The 20,089-nt window shown below is 64.7% G+C and carries 17 protein-coding genes; 6 read left to right on the plus strand and 11 right to left on the minus strand.

The genetic code is table 11. The features are described 5' to 3' along the window. Positions 1-177 precede the first annotated feature (177 nt). Positions 178-2,262, plus strand: coding sequence for a hydantoinase/oxoprolinase family protein (locus NKI46_RS05520; RefSeq protein ID WP_023749332.1), 2,085 nt, complete (start codon positions 178-180; stop codon positions 2,260-2,262). Position 2,263: 1 nt separating this feature from the next. Further along, positions 2,264-3,946 carry a hydantoinase B/oxoprolinase family protein gene (locus NKI46_RS05525; RefSeq protein ID WP_023739683.1) on the plus strand — a complete coding sequence of 561 codons (1,683 nt, stop codon included), beginning with the start codon at positions 2,264-2,266 and terminating at the stop codon, positions 3,944-3,946. 22 nt (positions 3,947-3,968) lie between these two features. Here NKI46_RS05525 and NKI46_RS05530 read toward each other — a convergent pair whose 3' ends face one another. Further along, on the minus strand, positions 3,969-4,859 hold the full coding sequence (locus NKI46_RS05530) for an SGNH/GDSL hydrolase family protein (RefSeq protein ID WP_023689203.1): 891 nt from the start codon (positions 4,857-4,859) through the stop codon (positions 3,969-3,971). A gap of 254 nt (positions 4,860-5,113) precedes the next feature. On the opposite strand from NKI46_RS05530, the gene NKI46_RS05535 reads away from it, so the two are divergent. Then, a complete protein-coding gene (locus NKI46_RS05535) occupies positions 5,114-5,884 on the plus strand; it encodes an ABC transporter substrate-binding protein (RefSeq protein ID WP_352745225.1) in 771 nt (256 codons plus the stop codon). A 70-nt stretch (positions 5,885-5,954) separates the two neighbouring features. Next, positions 5,955-7,070: an aminomethyl transferase family protein gene (locus tag NKI46_RS05540; protein ID WP_023739684.1), complete on the plus strand. Its 1,116-nt coding sequence runs from the start codon at positions 5,955-5,957 to the stop codon at positions 7,068-7,070. 4 nt (positions 7,071-7,074) lie between these two features. On the opposite strand, the gene NKI46_RS05545 is transcribed toward NKI46_RS05540, so the two are convergent. The 6 genes from NKI46_RS05545 to NKI46_RS05570 are packed head-to-tail and all read right to left on the minus strand — an operon-like array spanning position 7,075 to position 14,370. Then, on the minus strand, positions 7,075-7,536 hold the full coding sequence (locus tag NKI46_RS05545; protein ID WP_023671294.1) for a MarR family winged helix-turn-helix transcriptional regulator: 462 nt from the start codon (positions 7,534-7,536) through the stop codon (positions 7,075-7,077). Beyond that, on the minus strand, positions 7,533-8,117 hold the full coding sequence (locus tag NKI46_RS05550; RefSeq protein WP_023695904.1) for an amino acid synthesis family protein: 585 nt from the start codon (positions 8,115-8,117) through the stop codon (positions 7,533-7,535). Before NKI46_RS05550 ends, NKI46_RS05545 begins: the two co-directional genes overlap by 4 nt. Further along, complete coding sequence (locus NKI46_RS05555; RefSeq protein ID WP_023739685.1) at positions 8,110-8,994, minus strand: UPF0280 family protein; 885 nt, start codon at positions 8,992-8,994, stop codon at positions 8,110-8,112. Before NKI46_RS05555 ends, NKI46_RS05550 begins: the two co-directional genes overlap by 8 nt. After that, complete coding sequence (locus NKI46_RS05560; RefSeq protein WP_352745229.1) at positions 8,994-10,535, minus strand: 6-hydroxynicotinate reductase; 1,542 nt, start codon at positions 10,533-10,535, stop codon at positions 8,994-8,996. Before NKI46_RS05560 ends, NKI46_RS05555 begins: the two co-directional genes overlap by 1 nt. Further along, the gene (locus NKI46_RS05565) at positions 10,532-13,495 is read right to left on the minus strand and encodes a molybdopterin-dependent oxidoreductase (protein ID WP_352745232.1); all 2,964 of its coding nucleotides are present in this window, start codon (positions 13,493-13,495) and stop codon (positions 10,532-10,534) included. Before NKI46_RS05565 ends, NKI46_RS05560 begins: the two co-directional genes overlap by 4 nt. 11 nt (positions 13,496-13,506) lie before the next feature. Continuing rightward, complete coding sequence (locus tag NKI46_RS05570; protein WP_352745235.1) at positions 13,507-14,370, minus strand: FAD binding domain-containing protein; 864 nt, start codon at positions 14,368-14,370, stop codon at positions 13,507-13,509. Positions 14,371-14,653: 283 nt separating this feature from the next. Between NKI46_RS05570 and pncA the strand changes: the two genes are divergently transcribed. Next, positions 14,654-15,268: a bifunctional nicotinamidase/pyrazinamidase gene (pncA, locus tag NKI46_RS05575; RefSeq protein WP_352655540.1), complete on the plus strand. Its 615-nt coding sequence runs from the start codon at positions 14,654-14,656 to the stop codon at positions 15,266-15,268. 85 nt (positions 15,269-15,353) lie between these two features. Next, positions 15,354-16,721, plus strand: a complete 1,368-nt coding sequence (locus tag NKI46_RS05580; protein WP_352745238.1) for a sodium:proton antiporter — start codon at positions 15,354-15,356, stop codon at positions 16,719-16,721. Here NKI46_RS05580 and NKI46_RS05585 read toward each other — a convergent pair whose 3' ends face one another. From NKI46_RS05585 to NKI46_RS05600, 4 genes are read right to left on the minus strand one after another with little or no spacing between them, the layout of a single operon-like run. Further along, positions 16,722-17,504, minus strand: coding sequence for an ABC transporter ATP-binding protein (locus NKI46_RS05585; RefSeq protein WP_352745239.1), 783 nt, complete (start codon positions 17,502-17,504; stop codon positions 16,722-16,724). Beyond that, positions 17,501-18,226, minus strand: a complete 726-nt coding sequence (locus tag NKI46_RS05590; protein WP_023693111.1) for an ABC transporter ATP-binding protein — start codon at positions 18,224-18,226, stop codon at positions 17,501-17,503. Before NKI46_RS05590 ends, NKI46_RS05585 begins: the two co-directional genes overlap by 4 nt. After that, positions 18,223-19,185 (minus strand): branched-chain amino acid ABC transporter permease, encoded by a 963-nt coding sequence (locus tag NKI46_RS05595; protein WP_352510614.1) that lies wholly within the window; start codon positions 19,183-19,185, stop codon positions 18,223-18,225. The genes NKI46_RS05590 and NKI46_RS05595 overlap by 4 nt, the downstream gene beginning before the upstream one ends. Further along, complete coding sequence (locus NKI46_RS05600; protein ID WP_023683565.1) at positions 19,182-20,063, minus strand: branched-chain amino acid ABC transporter permease; 882 nt, start codon at positions 20,061-20,063, stop codon at positions 19,182-19,184. The genes NKI46_RS05595 and NKI46_RS05600 overlap by 4 nt, the downstream gene beginning before the upstream one ends. Positions 20,064-20,089 lie beyond the last annotated feature (26 nt).

The following is a 20,089-nucleotide window of genomic DNA, read 5'->3' on the forward strand; positions in this document are numbered from 1 at the left end:
CGTTTCCTGCGCGCACAGACCATTCAGGTCCCGGCGAGCCGTTCACACACTCCAAAGCAGTGAGCTCTTGTGTCCCAAATTTATTAGTATACAAACGATATTTGTGTCAAGATACCACGCTAAAACAGCTTTCCAAACTGCGGCATATTCGTAGTTCCGCCATTTCGGATTTCGACAATGAAAGAGAATTTTTCGGTGCAACAACCGGATTCCCTGGGTCACGTCGTTGCCGGCATCGATGTTGGCGGAACCTTCACCGACCTCATTTTGATCGACGGAAATGACGGCGGAAAGGTGCATATCGCCAAGACGCCGACGACGGTCGACAACCAGGCGTTCGGCGTGGTTTCAGCGCTGGGCGCCACAGGCTTTGCCATAGACGGCATCGACCTCATCGTGCATGGCACGACCACCACCACCAATGCGGTGCTGGAACGCAGGCTGGCGAAAACTGGCATGATCACCACGCGCGGTTTTCGCGACGTGATCGAGCTTGGCCGCCGCACACGGCCGCAGCCCTATGGCATGACCGGAAGCTTCGTTCCGATCATCCCGCGCGATCTCCGGCTCGAAGTGTCGGAGCGCGTCGAGGCGTCGGGCGCGGTGCGCACGCCGCTCGACGAGGCCGAGATGCGCGACGCCGTGAAGACGCTGATCGGGGCCGGCTGCGAGTCCCTCGTCATCCATTTCCTGCATTCCTACGCCAACCCTGGACATGAGCGGCGCGCGGCCGAAATCGCCGCCGAGCTTTGGCCGAACGGCTACATCACGACTGGCCATGCGCTGCTGTCGGAAGCCCGCGAATTCGAGCGCGGCGTTACCGCCGCGGTCAACGCCTCGGTGCAGCCGATCCTCGAGCGTTATGTCGAGCGGCTGCGCAAGGAATTGGCCGCCAAGGGCTATGCCCGCGACTTCCTGATCATGAACGGCAATGGCGGCATGATCTCGGCCCGTTTCGTCACGCGCGAGTCGGCCAAGACCGTGATGTCCGGCCCGGCCTCCGGCGTCATCGCCGCCGCCTATACGGGCAAGCGCGCCGGCTTTGAAAACCTCGTCACCTACGACATGGGCGGCACCTCGACCGATGTGGCGCTGATCCGCAACGCCGAGCCGGCGGTCTCCAACGAGATCGAGATCGAATATGCGATGCCGATCCACGTGCCGATGGTGGCGGTGCATACGGTCGGTGCCGGCGGCGGCTCCATCGCCCGGGTCGATGCCGCCGGCCTGATCCAGATCGGCCCGGAAAGTGCCGGCGCCAATCCCGGCCCGATCTGCTACGGCCGCGGCGGCCTGGAGCCGACCATCACCGACGCCAATCTGGTGCTCGGGCGGCTGGCGCCGAAGAAGCTGCTGGCGGTCGAAAATCCGGTCACCGTCGAGCGGGTCACCGGGATCTTCGAAGACAGAATAGGCAAGGCCGCCGGCCTCTCCGGCGTCGAAGCGGCGGGCGCGGTGCTGCGCCTCGGCAACATGAAGATGGCCGGCGCCATCCGCATGGTCTCGGTGTCGCGCGGCCATGATCCGCGCGATTTCGCGCTGTTCGCCTTCGGTGGCGCCGGGCCGCTGCATGCCTCCGCCCTGGCGCGCGAACTCGGCCTGCCCCGCGTGCTGGTGCCGGCGCGTCCGGGCATCACCAATGCGCTCGGCTGCGTCGTGGCCGATCTGCGTCACGACTTCGTCAACACGATCAACCAGCCGGTCGCCGTGCTCGATGAAGCCAGGCTTCGCGAGGTGCTGGAACGTCACCGCGGGGAAGGCGAGGAACTGATCGGCAAGGAAGCGGTGAAGCCGGAAACGATCCGCGTCACCCATTCCGCCGACATGCAGTTCGTCGGCCAGACCCACATCATCAACGTGGCGCTGCCGTCGTCGTCGGTGACAAGGCAGGAGTTGCAGGCGCTGTTCGAAAAAGCCTATTTCGCCCGCTTCAAGGTCGAACTGCCGGAGATCCGCGCCAATCTGGTCAACCTCAACACGTCGGTGACGGGCGTGCGGCCGGCGATCGACCTGTCACGGCTGATCGACCCGGCCGGGCGCGCTGGGACACTTGACGAGGCGCGGCGCGAAATCAGGCCGGTCTGGTATGCCGGACGCTGCCACGATACGCCCATATACGCACGCGAAAAATTGCCGCTCGATGCCGTTATCCAAGGGCCGGCGATCCTCGAACAGATGGACGCCACCACCGTGCTCGAACCCGGCGACCGTGCACGTTCTGACGCCGACGGCAACATCATCATCCACATTGGCGAGGCCTGAGATGCAAAAGCTCGACGCCATCACGCTTTCGGTCCTGCAGGCAGCCTTGCAGCAGGTCTGCGACGAGATGGATCTCACTTTCTCCCGCGCTGCCTTCTCGCCTGTCATCGCCGAGGCCAATGACCGCTCCGACGGCATCTACTCGGCCGTCGATGGTTCGTTGATCGCACAAGGCAGCCAGGGCCTGCCGGTGTTCGTCGGCGTCATGCAGTATTCGACCAGGACGGTGATCGAGATGATCGCCGACGGCCGCTGCCTGCCACCTGAGCCGGGCGACATCTATATCGTCAACGATCCCTATCTCGGCGGCACTCATCTGATGGATGTGCGCTTCGCCATGCCGGTCTACCGCGACGGCAAGATATTTTGCTGGCTATCGAATACCGGCCACTGGCCCGATATCGGTGGCTCGGTGCCGGGCGGCTTCTCCGCTTCCGCGACCGCCGTCGAGCAGGAAGGCCTGCGGCTGCCGCCGGTCAAGCTGTTCAAGAAGGGCGTGCTGGACACGGAAATCTACGCCATCATCTGCTCCAACATCCGCGTCGCCGATCAGCGCATCGGCGATATAAGAGCGCAGGCCGCAGCACTGCTGATCGGTCAGGACCGGCTCAATGCAATCCTCGATCGTTACGGCGACGAAACTGTCGTCGGGGCGATCGCCGAACTGCGTCGCCGCGCCGCCGAGCAGATGCGCGCCAACATCTCCGCCATTCCCGACGGCACATACAGTTCGAAGGCCTTTGTCGACTCGGACGGCGTGGTCAACGAACCGCTGACCATCGCGCTCGCCGTCGAGAAGCAGGGCGACACGCTGACCTTCGATTTTACCGGCTCGTCAAAACCATGCGCGGGGCCGATGAACAGCGTGCTGGCGACGACATTGTCGTCGGTCTATCTCGCCATGCGCCATATTTTCCCTGATGTGCCGATCAGCGCCGGCGCTTTCGAGCCCCTGATCGTCAAGCGGCCGGAAGGCACGTTCCTCGACGCCAAATACCCGCGGCCGGTCTCGGGCTGCGCGGCTGAAGTCTCGCAGCGCATCGCCGAGGCGGTGTTCGCGGCGATGGTGCAGGCGCTGCCGGAAAAGGTGACGGCTGCACCCGCCGGCTCCAGCGGCAATTTCGCGCTGGGCGGCAACGATCCGGCACGTGGCCGCGACTATGTCATGTATCAGATCTCCGGCGGCGGCTATGGCGGCAATTCAGGCCATGACGGCCTGACCAATGGCTGCTCGACCATCGGGATTTCGAAATCGCCGCCGGTCGAGATCATGGAGCAGGCCTTTCCGGTTCTCTACCGCCACTATGCCTTGCGCGAAGGCTCGGGCGGCGCCGGCAAGCAGCGCGGCGGTTTTGGCCTCGCCTATGAGGTCGAGATATTGCGAGGCGAGGCGCGCGCGTCCTTCGTCATGGACCATGGCCGTTTCGGCCCGCAAGGCGCGCTCGGCGGCAAGGACGGCGCGGTGAACACAGTGACCGTGTTCCGCGGCGGCGAAGCCCACGTACCGCCGCATCTGTCCAAGGAGCAGGACATCGCGCTCAGGGCCGGCGACCGCGTGCGCGTCGGCACGCCGGGCGGTGGCGGCTATGGCGATCCGCGTGAGCGCGACCCGAAACTGGTCGCCGAAGACATCAGGCTTGGTTACTACACCGATGAACAAGCCAAAGAGCTGTTCGGAACCTGACAGCCGACAGGCCCGAGCCGCGTCAGGTCTGCAGCTTGGCCTTCAGCGCATCGGCGAATTTCTGCGCGATCTTCTTGAAGCCGGCGGGATCGGGATGCAGTTCGTTGGCCCAGTCGGCCACCTTCAACGTTCCCTGCGTGTCGACCAGATGGAAATTGTTGTTGGGATCGTCGGCCAGGCGCTTCACCACATCGCGGAACGCCGCCAGCGCGTCGTGAACGATGACCGTGCCCTTGGCGACCGTCCAGTTGCAGAAATCGAGCGACGGTTTCAGCCACGGGCCGACACAGGACGGATGCGCTCCGTTCGGGATCGGAAAATCATAGCAATGGCCAAAGATCGGCACGCCTGGCGCGACGCGGTCGCGCAGCGCGAACAAATCGAGATAGCAGGCCTCGACCATGCCGAGCGCCTTGGTGAAGCGGTTCTTGTTCAGCCCGGGGGCGTGGCCGTCATTGAAGTCGAGGAAGATGCAGAACTGGTCGCCGGCAATGTCGTTGCCACCGGCAGAGAACAGGATGGCATCGGGCTTGCCGTCCAGCCAGTTGGCCTTGTTGCGCAGGGCGGCGATCATGCGCTGCTGCTTGGGCAGCGACATCTCGTCGGTCGCCGCATCGCCATGATGGGCAAGGTTGAGGATGGTCGGCGGCATCGAGCCGATGCGGCGCAGCTGCGCGATCACATCGGTGTCGACGAACGGAAATCCGTTCCCGGTCAGCGGATAGTCGAACCAGGAATCGCCCTGCGCCAGCATCACCAGCGGCCGGTTGGCGACGGCCGCCTCGAGATTGCCGGCACTTTCCCTTGCGGTTTCGAGCCGCTCGATGTTGGCCTGGTGAACCCTGATGCGCTTGGCGATGTCGTCGTCTATGCGCCGCTGCGCGGCTTCCTGCACGAATTCCTGCTGGTCCATCCCCAGGTCCCTCCCACGACCGTCTACTTCCAGCTGAGCATGCGCCCATGTCCATGATCGGTCTGTAATTTAGATCACAGTAAGATTCCTGGGGAAGGACGGCTTGCCACGCCGTGATCGCCGCAGAGCATGTCGTTTCCGTCTCCGTGGGGCCTGCAAAAGACCATAGACTTCTATCCTTGTTTTCGCGCAATTCCGGACGGGAAACCGCCAACACCTTCCCTGGAATTGCTTAGTCAACGGAGATCAGGAACATGCGTCTTTTCTGTCGTTTCGTGCTTGCCGCTTCCGCCGCCCTGCTGCTTGGGACCGGTGCTGCCTCCGCCGAGAAACTCAGGATCGGGACCGAGGGCGCCTATCCGCCCTTCAACTATGCCAATTCGGACGGCACGCTGGGCGGCTTCGACATCGACCTCGGCAAGGCGCTGTGTGCCGAGATGAAGGCCGAGTGCGAATTCTCCGTACAGGATTTCGATGGTTCCATTCCGGCGCTGCAGGCCGGCAAGTTCGACGCCATCATCAACATCACCATCACGCCGGAACGGGCCGAGAAGGTCGAGTTCACCCACAAATATTACCAGACGCCACCGGCCATCGCCGTGCCGAAGGATTCGACCATTGCAGGCACGTCGCCTGACGATCTGAAGGGCAAGGTGCTGGGTGTGCAGAGCGCCACCATCCACCAGAATTTCGCCGAGAAGAAATACTCCGGCTCGACCGTCAAGGCCTATCCGACCGGCGACGACGCCCGCACCGACATGGCCAATGGCCGGCTGGACGCGATGATGGACGGCTCGATCATCCTGACCGAATGGCTGAAGAAGCCCGATGGCGCCTGCTGCAAATTGCTCGGCACGCTGGCCGCCGATCCGGCCATTCATGGACCCGGCGTCGGCATCGCCCTGCAAAAGGGCAACAAGGAACTGGCCGACAAGTTCAATGCCGCCATCGACGCCCTGCGTGCCAACGGCAAGTACAAGGAAATCAACGACAAATACTTCTTGTTCGACGTCTACGGAAGTTAACCCCTTCACCGCTCCTACCTCGGCAGCGCCATCAGGCGCTGCCGTTTTCATGAGATGACGGAGAAGTTTCTTGGTTGAGCGGCGCTCCCCTTTCTACACCAGCATCGTTGGCCTCGGCGCCACGATGGGCCGGGTCGGCGGCGATTTCGTCTCGGCCAAAACTTACTCCGGCATTGCCGACGAGCACCTGAACACGCGCAAGAATGTCGGCGTGCAGGATCTCAGCACCATGGGCAAGATGGACATCAAGGGGGCGGAAGCCGAGGCGCTGGTCAACCACATCATCGTCAACGATGCGGCCGCGATGAGCCCCGGCCAGGTGCGCTATTCCACCGTCTGCCGCGACGATGGCGGCATCATGGACGACCTCACCGTGTTCCGGCTGGGATCGGAGCATTTCATGCTGGTGACCGGTTCGGTCAACCGGCTGAAGATGCTGCCCTGGCTGCAGCATCATGCTGAAGCGCGAAAGGCCTATGTCACCGACATCACCGCGGCCGTCGCCTTCCCGACCATACAGGGGCCGCGCTCACGCGAGCTGCTGAAAGCACTGGTTTCGGATGCCGATCTCGCTGAGTTGAAACGCTGGGCGTTCACTTCAGGGCGCGTCGGCGAGACCAAAGTCCTGATCTCACGCACCGGGGTGACCGGCGAGCTCGGCTTCGAACTGTTCGTGCCGGCGGACGAGGCGACTTCCGTCTGGGACGCGCTGATGCGGACCGGTAGCGATTTCGGCCTGAAGCCATACGGCGTGCTGGCCATGTTCACGCTCGGGCTGGAAAAGGCCTATCCGGCGCATGGCATCGACATGGACGAGAGCCGTACGCCCTTCCATGTCGGGCTCGATCGCTGGATCAAGTTCGACAAGGGCGAGTTCATCGGCCGCGAGGCATTGCTCACAATTCGCGGCAAGGGGCTCGACGAACGCTGGACCGGGCTGATTCTCGACGGTGACAAGCCGGCCGCGACGGATGCCAGGGTTTTCGCCGACGGCGAGGATGCCGGCGTCGTCACCTACAGCGATCACGGCTATTCCTTAGGCAAAGTTCTGGCGACGGCGCATTTGCGGCTGCCGTTCACCGCCATCGGAACCGAGCTCAGCATCGACATCGACGGCAAGCCGACACGGGCGGTGGTGGCGCCGATGCCGTTCTTCGATCCCGAAGGCGCGAGGCTGCGCGCCTGATTGCTCAGGCCAACTTTGCCAGCAGCCGCATAAAGGTGGCCGCTTCCTTGGCGGTCAGCGGCGCCAGCGTTTCCTGGGTGATGGCGCGGGCCAACGGGATCAGCCGTTCGATCGCCTCGCGTCCCTCTGGCGTGAGGTTGACCAGCAGCCGCCTCTTGTCGACCTCGTGTTTGGTCAGATCGACCAGGCCACGCGCCTTCAGCCGGTCGATGACGCCCTTGACCGTCGCCGCATCCATGGCGATCAGCGTGCCCAACTGGTTCTGCGAGGTCTCGCCGACATCGTGCAGCTTGGCAAGTGCAGCGAATTGCGGCGGCGTCAGGTCGCTGATCTGGGCGGCAAAGATCGAGACATGGCGCTGATGCGCCTTGCGCAGGATGAAGCCGACCTGCTCCTGCAGGCGGTAGTCATGTTCGTCGGGCTCTTCGGCCTCGACGAGCTTGAGAAGATTGTCCCCGCCGCTCATCGCAAGCCGTCCCAGGCCTTGATGTCGCCGACCGCCAGGCCGCCCATGCGGTCGTGCACGCGGGGGCCGCAGCTCATGGCGAGGCAGAACAGGATTTCGTCGGCGCGCGGCCCGTCGCTGAGACCGACCTCCATGGCGTCGAAATGGCTACGCACATAGGCGGCGTTGGTGTGGCCGAGCGGCACGTCGAGCCGCGAGCCGAAGGCGCCGACCTTGGTTGCCGACGGCACGATCGCCTTGGCGTCGCCCAGCCGCTCGCGCATGGCGTAACCGCCCGGCACATGCCACAGCGCGCCGTGCTCCAGCTCCCCTGACGAACCGACGATGGTGCCCTTGCCGTAGGCGTCGATCTGCTTGATGTCGCCGCCCAATGCGGCAATGAGCTTGTCGGTGAGCAGCAGGCCAAGCGGCTTCAGATCGTCCATGGCGCTCTGCAGCTCTTCCACGTAACGACCGGCGAAGGGGTTCTTGACCAGCGCCACGGCGGCAGCACGGCGGCGCGGCGCGGCCGGGGCCGGCCCGCCATCGTGAAAGATCTCTTCGGTAAGAACCGCGATCTTGCGGATCGGAAACTCAGGCATGCGCAACTTCCTTCCCTGGACTTTTGTTGGGCGCGGCAAGCGCCATGGAACCACTGATGCGGGCTTCCCCGCCTAGAAACAGCGCCGATGCGGCAATCAGGCCGCGCCGGCGAAAATCTTCGGCGACGGCAAGGCCATTGTCCAGCGCCCGCTCCACATCGCCACGCGCGAGCACGCCGACGGCTTGTGTCACCAGCCGTGCACCGAGATCGCTGTCGGGCGCCAAGTCCTGCGCGGGAATGCGCTTGATGGCGGGATTGCCGGGCAGGTCGACGGCGTTGGCAATGAGTGTCGCGGCCGCATCGGCCTCGGCGCCGGTGCGCGCGAGCACGGTGACGGCGTCGGCAATGCCAAGCGAGAACGAACGGCCGCGCCAGCCGCTCGTGGCGACGCCGCGCACGCCGTCCGCCGAGCGAATGGTGAGACGGTCGGCCATGCCGTTGCCGGTGCCGGCGATCGCCAGGTTCATCGACTGGCCCTTGCCGATGTGGAGTGCGCTGTCGCCGCCATTGTTGACATAGGCGCGGTCGAGTCTGCGGCCTGCAAGCAATGCCGAGAGCATTTCGTCGGCTACCGATCCGGCGACGGCGGCCATCGGCGTGATAAAGCTTTCCGCCAAGGGCATGACGGCTGCTTCCATGCGGCGGGCCGTCGGACCGGCAAAGGTGCGTGGCGCCAGGAAAAATGCCGGGAGGCGCAGTTCCGGAAGCTCCTTGACCAACTCGACCAGGATCGTCTGGAAGCGCTCGATCGACTGGGCGTAGGCGGCACGACACTCATCCGCCTCGCCAAAGGCCTGGACGATCAGGTCGATCGGCCCGTGGTTGAGATGCAGCCGCTTGCCGTCCTGCAGCCAGTGGACTTGCGGGCCTTGCATCAAGAGGCCCCGTTCGAGCCGACGCGGCGCAACTGCGCCAGCGGCGGCCATGGATTGTGGGCCTCGGCGCCTGAGCCGCGGCGCGGGTTGAGATATTCGCCGCCTTTGGCAACGATATCCTCGACGCTGCGTATCTCGGCCTCGTAGCCGCCCAGCCGGACATAGTCGTCGCGGCGTAGCGTGAATTCGATCGGCGCCACCAGCGCCGGCGTCGGCACATAGCCGAAGGCGCCTTCCGGCACGCGCATGACGTCGACCATCAGCGTGATGCCGCCGCCCGGCCAGACATAGACCGGCGCGCCGCCAACGGTAACATAGGTATTCAAGCCCTGCACCGAGCGGGTGAGATTGACCGGGTTTTCGGTGACGCCGGCGCGCAGCGAACCGCCGGCGCCGCCGATGAACAGCACGGTGCAGAGCGCCGGCTCGCAATTGTCCTCGATCAGGCCGACCGATTTCTGCAGCCGCTCGGGGAACGGTTTTTCCACCGGCTTCAACTCGTCGTCGAGCTCGTAATAGGCGAACTGCTCGCCGGTGGTCGACACCATCAGCAGCGACAGGCCGGGGCGGGCGCCCTTCTTGGCGTTCCATTCGCCGAGGATCGACAGCGGGTCGGAAATCGAGGTGCCGCCCCAGCCGAGGCCGGGCTCGGAAACCTTGAAATAGCGGCCCGGCGTCGAACGGCGGCCGATGATCTTGATGCCGGTATCCTGCCAGCCCAGCACCTTGCCGGCCTGATGCTCGGAGACGACGCCGGTGATATGGTCGTCGACCACCACCACCTCGTCGACAAGGCCGCGCCATTGCGTGGCGAACATGCCGATGGTGGCCGAGCCGCAGCCGACACGCATGCGGTGTTCCTGCTTGCCGTCGATGACAGGCGGCTTGCCGGCTTCGACGATGATGGTGGCGCCGCCATCGATGGTCAGTTCGACCGGCTTGCGATTGCACAGACTGAGCATCGCGTCACAGGTTGCCCGGCCTTCGGCCTTGGAGCCGCCGGTCAGATGATGCACGCCGCCCAGCGACAGCATCTGCGAGCCGTATTCGCCTGTCGTGACGTGGCCGATCGGCTCGCCTTGCGCGCGCACGATTGCCGTTTCGGGACCGAGATGGCGGTCGGTATCGATCTTCACCTTGACGCCGCAGTACGAAAAAATGCCCTCGGTGACCACGGTCACCAGATCGACCCCCTCGACCTCCTGGCTGACGATGAAGGGAGCCGGCTTGTAGTCGGGATAGGTGGTGCCGGCGCCGATTGCAGTGACGAAGCGGCGGCCGGTGTTGACCAGTTCGCCGTCCCATTGCTCGCCCTCGGCAGTGAAAGGCACGACCGCGGCGCCGCTCTCTGCCGCATGGTCGAGGATGGTCAGCGGGTCCATACGCACGATGCGGCCACCGACATTGCCGTAGCGTTCGCAGGCGCCGGTGCGGCCATCGGCGATGTAGCACATGACCGGACAGGCATCGCAGCGGATCTTTTCCGCCACCAGCTTTTCGCCGGGATCGTGGGTTTCGAAGCGTTCGGCAAGCTCGCTCATCGGCGTGCCTCCTTGTCGCGGATGCCATCTTTTTCGCGGATGGCGGCGCGGATGCGCGTCGGCGTCGCCGGAACCTTGGTGATGAGAACGCCGGTGGCGTGGCGTATGGCGTTGAGGATGGCGGGTGCGGTCGGGATCAGCACATGCTCGCCCAGGCCCTTGGCGCCGAACGGTCCCTCCGGATCGGGAACCTCGATCAATATGTGCTCGATCTCAGGCACATCGCCGATGGTCGGGATGAGATAGTCGTGCAAATTCTCGGTGCGGCCGGGGATGTATTCCTCCATCAGCGCCATGCCGATGCCTTGCGCGATGCCGCCTTCGATCTGGCCTTCGACCAGCAGCGGGTTGATAGCCTTGCCGACATCGTGCGCGGCGGTGATTTTCAAGAGCTTCACCGTGCCGAGCTTGAGGTCGACCTCGAGTTCGGCGATCTGCGCGCCATAGCCATAGACGGCGTAAGGCTTGCCCTGGCCCTTGGCATCGAGCGGCAGCGTCGGCGGATCGTAGGTCTCCTCGGCGCGAAACACGAAACTGTCCGCATCGACATCGAGCGCGGCGAGATCGATACGCCGAGTGGCTTCGCCCTCACGAATGACGATCGCCGGGCCGTCCAATTGCAGGGCCGCGTTCTCCGAGACATTGGCAAAACGCAGGATCTTTTCGCGCAAGGCGCGGCCGGCTTTTTCGGCCGCCTTGCCGGTGACAAAAGTCTGGCGCGAGGCCGATGTTTTGCCGGCATCGGGGCTGATCGCGGTGTCGGCGCTTCTCAGCTTGAATTTTTCCAGCGGCAGGCCGAGTGCGTCGGCGCAGATCTGGGCGATGACGGTGTTGGAGCCCTGGCCGATATCGACGGCGCCCTGGTGCAGGATGACGTCGCCGTCTGGCGAGATACCGACCCTTATGGTCGACGGATTGGGCAGCGAGGTGTTGCCGCAGCCATACCAGCAGGACGCGATGCCGACGCCGCGCTTTTTGCTCGTATTGGCATTGTTGAATGTATCTGCGTCGGCCTTCGCGCGAGCCCAATGCGGCCGCAAGGAGTCGAGGCACTCGAATATGCCGACGCCCGACTCCAGTCGCTGTCCGGTAACCGTTTCGGATCCGTTCCGAAGGCAGTTCTTCAGCCGAAAATCGAGCCGGTCCATGCCAAGCTTGCCGGCGAGCTCATCATAGAGCGTCTCCTGCATGATCGTCGCCTGCGGCACGCCGAAGCCACGGAAGGCGCCGGAAATCGGCCCGTGGGTGTGGATGGCGCGGCCTTCGGCGCGGTAGTTCGGCGTCGCATAGGGACCGGAGGCATGCACCGGCACGCGGTTGGCGACGGTCGGGCCCCAGCTGGCATAGGCGCCGGTGTTGAAATCGCCTGTGAAGACCATGCCGGTGACATGGCCCTCGGCATCTACGCCGATGGTCGCCTTCATCTCGGCGGGATGTCGCTTGGTGGTCGACATCATGGATTCGTTGCGGGTGTAGGCCAGTGCTGCCGGCCGGCCGGTCTTCAGCGCCACAAGGCCGATGAGCGGCTGCAGTGAAACGTCCAGTTTCGAGCCGAAGCCGCCGCCGGTCGCGGTCGGCACGATGCGCACCTTGTCGACGGCAAGACCGAGCACCTTCGCCGTTTCGTCGCGGTCCATGTAGGGAGCCTGGGTGCAGGCGACGACGACCAGCGTGTCGCCGTCCATGTAGGCATGGCCGGCTTCCGGCTCGATGTAGGCGTGCTCGACATAGGAGGTGTCGATGGCACCGGACACTGTGAAGGCAGCCTCGCCAAGCGACGCCTCGGGGTCGCCGCGCTCGACAAAGCCCTTGGTCAACAAATTGGCCGGGCGGTTCGCGTGGATGAGCGCCCCCCCTTCTGCCTGCGCGTCGCCGGGCTGCAGAAAATGCGGCAGCTCGGTCCAGCGGACCGGGAAATCCTGGAGGTCGAGATCGAGCATGGCCTCGCGCTCGCCGGCGACCAGCGCCACTGCCTCGCCGCGCAGCCGCGCAAAGCCTTCGGCCAGCGCCGGCTGGTCGGCAAACGGACCGATGACGCCGAAACAGTTTTTTCCCGGAATGTCGGCGGCGGTGAAGACGCCGACGATGCCGGGATGCGACTTCACCCAGCCCTCCAGGTCGCCGAAGGCGAAGCCGGCATGATAATGCGGCGAGCGGACCACCAGCACGGCCAGCGCATCGGCGGGAAAGGCATCGGCGCCGAATTTTTCAGCGCCGGTGACTTTTGGCACGCCGTCGAGCCGGACCGGGGAGGCGCCTACAGCATTCCCTGTGGTTGGCATTCTACGTTCAAAGTTGAATTCCAACGAATGACGTTGGCGCTGCCCCTCACCCTTACCCTCTCCCCGTGAAGAACGGGGAGAGGGGAGCGTCGGCGCTGGAGCACTTCCCTTCTCCCCGTCACTATACGGGGTGAAGGTGCCGGCAGGCGGATGAGGGGCAGCGCCGTCGGTCGACGTCTCGAACCGTCCCGCATCCATCACTGCCGCGATGATCTTTCTGTAGCCGGTGCAACGGCACAGGATGCCACCCAGCGCATCCTGCACCTCGGTCTCGGTCGGATTCGGCGTGCCATCCAGCAGCGCCGTCGCAGCGACCAGCAGCGCCGGCGTGCAGATGCCGCATTGCGCAGCGCCATGCGCCAGGAAAGACGCCTGCAGCGCCGACAGAAGGCCATTGGCGAGGCCTTCGACGGTCGTTATGGACGTCCCGGCTGCGGAGGCCGCCGACATCAGGCAGGCGCAGACGGCGTCGCCGTCGACCAGCACCGTGCAGGCGCCGCAATCGCCGGCATCGCAGCCGATTTTGGTGCCCGTCAGCTGCAATTCGTCGCGCAAAACCTGCGACAGACGGCGCAGCGGCGGCACATTGACCGAGACGGCGGCGCCATTGACGGCGAAGGCGATCTCGGCGCGATCGAGGCCGACGCCCGGCACGAGGGCGGGCAGAGCTTCAAACATCTCGGAGTGGCTCATGCCGCCACCATGCTGTTGTCGTTCGTCAACCCGCAAGCTCCCAGCACGGCGCGGGCGACAAGCTCGCGCGCTGCGTCGAGCCGGTATTCGGCGCTGCCGCGCACGTCGGCAATCGGCGAGAGCTCGGCCATCGGCGCGGACAGGAGAGCATCGGCGAGTGCCGGGCCGACAGGCTTGCCCACCAGCACGGCTTCGACAGCGGCGAGCCGCTTGGCGACGGCCGAGCAGGACCCGACCGCGACAGCGGCTTCCATGACCATGCCATTCTCGGCAACGAGGCGCGCCGCCACCATGGCGATAGAGATGACGAGGTAGCGCCGCGCACCGAGCTTGACGAAGGCCGACGTGCCAGTGGCCCTGGGCTTCAGCACCCGGATGGCGGTAACCAGCTCGCCCGGTAGCAGCGCGGTGCGGCGGTTGCCGAGAATGAACTCCTGCAGCGGCAGATGACGCGTCGCGGCTGCAGAGCGCAGCTCGACCTCGGCGTCCAGCACCAGCAGTCCCGGAACGCCATCGGCAGCAGGCGAAGCATTGCAGAGATTGCCGGCGATCGAGGCGACATTCTGGATCTGCAGGGAGCCCACTTCGCGCGCGGCCTGCTTCAGCGCATCGAAAGCCGCCGGCACTGGATGGCGGACAAGGTCGGCCCAGGTGGTGCGGGCGCCCAAAACCCAATGGGTTTCGGTCTCGGCAATGCCGCGCAGCGAGTGCAGGCCGTTAATATCGAGAACATTGTCGCGGAACGGTTTGGCGCCCTGCGCCGGATAGAAATCGGTGCCGCCGGCAAGCACGCGCCAGGCGCCCTCGCCCAGCAGAGCGAGCGCCTCGTCGAGCGTGGTGGGTTTCGCGTAACGGATCACGCTTTGCCTTCCAAAAAAATTGGCCTTCCCATTGGGACCTTCAAAAGGTGGGGTCTTCCCGAACCCCGCCAATGTCTGATCAGGCCAAATTCATTCGTATGCAAATGATATCAAGCTGGCGGAAATTGTCAAAGCCGGAGTTTAAGGGAACCCGGCCGCCAAGCATTTCTTACGCTTGCAGAGGTTGACGCAGGCGGCCATCCGGTCAAGTTTCAGCATCCGGTCGCATCAGCGGCGTGTTTCACTCGATCCCCCGTTCGAGACGTAGAAGAGGAGAGGCGCCATGGCCGACGAAGCGCTTGTTGTCATCGACCTGCAAAACGACTTCTGCCCCGGCGGCGCACTGGCGGTTGCCGGCGGCGACGAAATCGTGCCGCTGGTCAACGATCTGATTCGGCATGCCGAGCATGTCGTGCTGACGCAGGACTGGCACCCGGCCGGACATTCGAGCTTTGCCTCCAGCCATCCGGGGGCGCAGCCCTTTAGCGCGATCGAGATGCCCTATGGGCCGCAGACGCTGTGGCCGGACCATTGCATCCAGGGCAGCCTCGGCTCGGATTTTCACTCGGGGCTCGCCTGGACCAAGGCCGAGTTGGTGATCCGCAAGGGATTTCGCCCTGATATCGACAGCTACTCCGCCTTCTTCGAGAACGACCACAAGACGCCGACCGGGCTCGCCGGCTACCTCAAGGAGCGCGGCATCGGCACCGTGACCCTGGTTGGCCTGGCGACCGACTTCTGCGTCGCCTTCTCGGCCCTCGACGCGGTCAAGCAAGGCTTCAAGACGACGGTTCGCCTCGACGCCTGCCGCGGCATCGATCTCAACGGTTCGGTCGAGGCGATGCTGAAGAGGATGCTCGATGCCGGGGTGAGGCTCGAAGACCCGATCTCGGAGTGACTGGATCGTGAGGCATCGAGGGGGCTGCACACAGTTGGGGAAGGCTTTGGCGGCAGGTGTACTCGCTTCCGCTGTGTCTCCGCAAATGGCCTTCGCGGCCGAGGCCCGCGGCCTGCCCGAAGCTGCCATGTCGCTGTGGTGGGCGCTGCCTTTCGCCGGCCTGCTGCTCTCGATCGCCACCGGACCGCTGCTGTTCCATCATGTCTGGGAGCATCACTACGGCAAGATCGCAGCCGGCTGGGCAGCACTGGCAGTGGTGCCGTTGGCGATCGCTTTCGGCATGTCCTTGGCGAGCGAGGCGGTGCTGCACACGCTGCTCACCGAATACATGTCGTTCATTATCCTGCTGTTCGCGCTCTACACCATTTCGGGCGGCATCCTTGTCGCCGGCAACATCCATGGCACGCCGCTGGTCAATGCCGGGCTGCTGCTCGTCGGGGCGATGCTGGCCTCGGTGATCGGCACCACCGGCGCCTCGATGATCCTGATCCGGCCGATGCTGCGCGCCAACGACAACCGGCCGTTCAACGCCCATGTCGTCATCTTCTTCATCTTCCTGGTGTCCAACATCGGCGGCTCGTTGACGCCCTTGGGCGACCCGCCATTGTTCGTCGGCTTCCTGCGCGGCGTCGACTTCTTCTGGACGTCGGCGAACCTCTGGCGCGAGACGCTGTTTACCGGCGGCCTGGTGCTGCTTGTCTTCCTGGCCATCGACATCATGCTGCATCGCCGTGAAGGCGGCGCGCCGAAGATCAAGGATCCGACGCCGGATACGAAGGTGCGTCTGCGCGGCCTGGCCAATCTGCCGCTGCTGGCTGGCGTCATCGCCGCCATCCTGCTGTCGGCAGCGTGGAAGCCGGGCGTGAGCTTTTCAGTGCTGGGCGTCAGCCTCGAATTGCAGAACCTGGCGCGCGACGCCATTATCCTGGGGCTCGCCGGACTGTCGCTTGTCGTTTCCCTCAAGAGCCATCGCGAGGCGAACGGCTTCACCTGGGGCCCGATCGCGGAGGTGGCAAAACTGTTTGCCGGCATCTTCATCTGCATCGTGCCGGTCATTGCCATCCTTCGCGCCGGCCATGACGGCGCGCTGGCGCCGCTGGTCGCGCTGGTGACGTCACCCACCGGCCAGCCCAATGATCTCGCATATTTCTGGCTGACCGGCGGGCTGTCGTCCTTCCTCGACAATGCGCCGACCTATCTGGTGTTTTTCGAACTCGCAGGCGGCGACGCGCGGCACCTGATGACGGAGGCGGCCTCGACGCTGGCCGCGATCTCGGCCGGCGCGGTGTTCATGGGCGCCAACACCTATATCGGCAATGCACCCAACTTCATGGTCTACGCCATCGCCCGACACCGCGGTGTGAAGATGCCGGGCTTCTTCGGCTACATGGCGTGGGCGGGCCTGGTGCTGATCCCGATCTTTTTGATCGCCGGGTTCCTGTTTTTCGGCTGATCAGCCGACGCCGACATAGCGCCTGACTGCCGATGGGTCGGCGCGCAATTGCTCGACATCGACGGTCTCGCGGTTGCGGCCGTTCTCGATGAAGCAGACGCGGTCGGCGACGGACAGCACGGCGTCGACGCGCTGTTCGACCAGAATGGTGGAGACACCTAGCTCACGCAGCTTCACCACCGTCTCGCGGATCTTGGCGATCATCGACGGCATCAGCCCCTCCGTCGGCTCGTCTAGCAACAGCACCTGCGGCTCAAGGCAAAGCGCACGGGCCATGGCCAGCATCTGCTGCTCGCCGCCGGACAAAGTGCCGGAGCGCTGGCGCAGCCGCTGGCGCAGCAGCGGGAAGAGATCGAGCACGCTCTCGCGCGTCGCTCTGCCCTTGCCGCGCGCCATCAGACCGATCTCGATGTTTTCCGCCACCGTCATCTCGGCGAACAGCCGCCTGCCTTGCGGTACATAGGCGACGCCGGCCTTGGGCACCTCATGCGCCGGCAGGCCGGTCAACTCCTTGCCGGCGAGCCGGATCGAGCCGGCGCTCGACGGAACCAGCCCCATGATTGCTTTCAGCGCCGTCGTCTTGCCGGCGCCGTTGCGACCGAACAGGCACAGCACCTCGCCCTTGCTGAGCACGAGATCAAGCTCGTAGAGCACCTGAACCTCGCCATAGAAGCAATCGAGCCTGGAGATGGTCAGCGCTTCAGTCTTGTTGGCTTCAGTCTTGTGGGCTTCAGTCTTGGGGGCCTCAGTCTTGCGGGCCTCAGTCTTGGGGGCTTCGCTCATGGCGCCGTCCCCAGATAGGCTTCCTGCACCTGTGTGTTGGCGCGAACCTGTTCGGGCGTGCCTTCGGCCAGGATCCTGCCGGCGTTGAAGACGGTGATGCGGTCGGCCAGCTGCATGACGACCGGCATGTTGTGCTCGATCAGGAGCACGGTGGCGCTCTTGGCAATCTCGCGCACCAGTCCGATGAAATTGTCGATCTCGCTGTCGGCCAGCCCCTGCGTCGGCTCGTCGAGGATCAAAAGCCGCGGCTTAAGCGCCAGGCCCATCGCGACTTCCAGCAGGCGCTGGTGGCCGTAGGAAAGCTGGCCGGCCGGCATATGGGCGCGGCCGGCAAGTCCGGTGCGTTCCAGCGCGGCCATGACGCCGGTGCGCACCGCACCTTTCGAGCGGCCATCGGTCAGCGTGCGCTGCACCGGCAACGCGACATTATCGTAGGCAGAGAGGTTGGCGAAGACGCTGGTGATCTGGAAGGTGTAGGCGATGCCCCGGCGCACCCTGAGATAGGCCGGCTGGCTGGTGATGTCGGCGCCGTCGAAGACGATCATGCCGGACGATGGCTGAATGCGGCCGCTGACCAGGCTGACGAAGGTGGTTTTGCCGGCGCCATTGGGGCCGATGACGGCGCGGATCTCGCCCGGCATCAGCTGAAAATCGACACCGTCGACGGCGCGCAGGCCGCCGAAACTGCGCGCCAGGCCTTTGGTGGTCAGCAACGGCATCATGGGAGCCACCCGAGCCAGCGCTGGCGGATGGTGCCCAGAATGCCTTTGGGGAAAAACAGCACCAGCAGGATGAGCGCAATACCGACGATCAGGAGATAGGCGGAGGTGTAGCCGCTGGCGGTGTCGATGACATAGTACATGAACACCGTGCCGAGCAGCGCGCCCAGCGTCGTGGCGGCGCCGCCGAGCAGCACCCAGAGCAGCGGCAGGATGGAATACTGCACCGAGGCAAAGCTCGAGCCGACATAGCCGAACAGCAGCGCATAGGCCGCACCCGAGGCGGCGCAGATGGTGCCGGAGACGACGACGGCGATCAGCTTGTTGGAGAAGGTGTCGTAGCCCAGCATTTTCGTGCGCTCCTCGTTCTCGCGCACCGCGACCAGCACGCGGCCATAGCGGGAGCGGACGATGGCGAGGGTGATCAGCAGCACGACCGAGAACAGCGCCAGCGCGCTCATGTAGCGCACGGTCGGGTTGGTTAGGTCGAGCGATGTCGCGCCGAAGGCCAGAACCCGCGCGGGCTGCGGCACGACCAGACCCTGGTCGCCGCCGGTCCAGGCGGCGAAATAGAGGATGACGAGGTAAAACACCTGCGCGAACATCATGGTGACGATCATGAAGGCGACGCCGGTGGTGCGCAGCGCCAGCAGGCCGATCACAAGTGCCAGCAGCGCGCCGCAGGCGATGCCGGCGAGGAAAGCCAAAGGCACGCTCCAGCCGAGATGGATGACGGCGAGACCAGCGCCATAGAGCCCGGCGGCGAAGAACATGGCGTGGCCGAGGCTGAGCAGGCCGACATAGCCGAACAGCATGTTGTAGCCCATGGCGAACACCGCCAGCACCATGATGCGGGCGAGCAGGCCGTGATGATAATCCGGCAGGACGAAGCTCAGGGCGAACAGCAGCGCGATGGCGCCGATATGCAGAGCATAGGCTTTTGCCGGCGAAGCTTCGCTCATCGCGGCGCCTGCCCGAACAGGCCTTGCGGCCTGAACACCAGCACCATGGCCACCAGCAGCGTGGCAATGATCTTGGCCAAAGTCGGCGAGAAGAACACCGAGATGATGCCGTCGGACAGCCCGATCAGCACGGCGGCGACGACCGTGCCGCGCAGCGAGCCGAGGCCGCCGATGATGACGACGATGAAGGACAACAGCAGCGGGTCCTGCCCCATCAGGTAGTGCGCCTGACTGATCGGCACGATCAGCACGGCGGCGATGGCCGCCAGCATGGCGCCGAGCGCGAAGACGCCGGCATAGACGCGGGCGACCGGAATGCCGAAGGCCTGCGCCGTCTCGCTGTCATATTGGGTGGCGCGCATGATGAGGCCGATCTTGGTGCGCGTCAGCACCAGCCAGGTGGCGATGAGCAGAAGGGCCGAAGCGGCAATGATCGACAGCTTGTAGCCGGAATAGCCGAACCAGGGCAAAAGGATGCGGTAGCTGAAGGGCGGCTCCACCGGGCGCGCTTCCGGGCCATAGAAGCTCAACGCCAGCTGCTGGATGATGTAGAGCATGCCGATCGTGGCGACGATGGTGGCTTCCGGATTGTAATTGAGCCGGCGCAGCACAAGCCGCTCGGCTACCAGCGCAATGGCGCCGACGATCAGCGGCGCAATCACCAGCGCCGCCAGGAAGCCGAGCGTGGGATGGCCGGGTATCGCCGTCGAGATCGCCCAGGCCAGCACCGCGCCCAGCATGAAGAACTCGCCATGGGCGACGTTGACGACGCGCATGACGCCGAACACCAGCGACAGGCCCAGCGCCGTCAGCGCCAGCACGGCTGAGGTGACAAGGCCTTCGAGGGCGGCGAGGAGGAGGTGGGGTCCGAAATGCATTCAGGGCGCCCTTACCCTCCCCTTGT

This window comes from Mesorhizobium sp. M0615, assembly GCF_040320805.1.
Classification (GTDB): domain Bacteria; phylum Pseudomonadota; class Alphaproteobacteria; order Rhizobiales; family Rhizobiaceae; genus Mesorhizobium.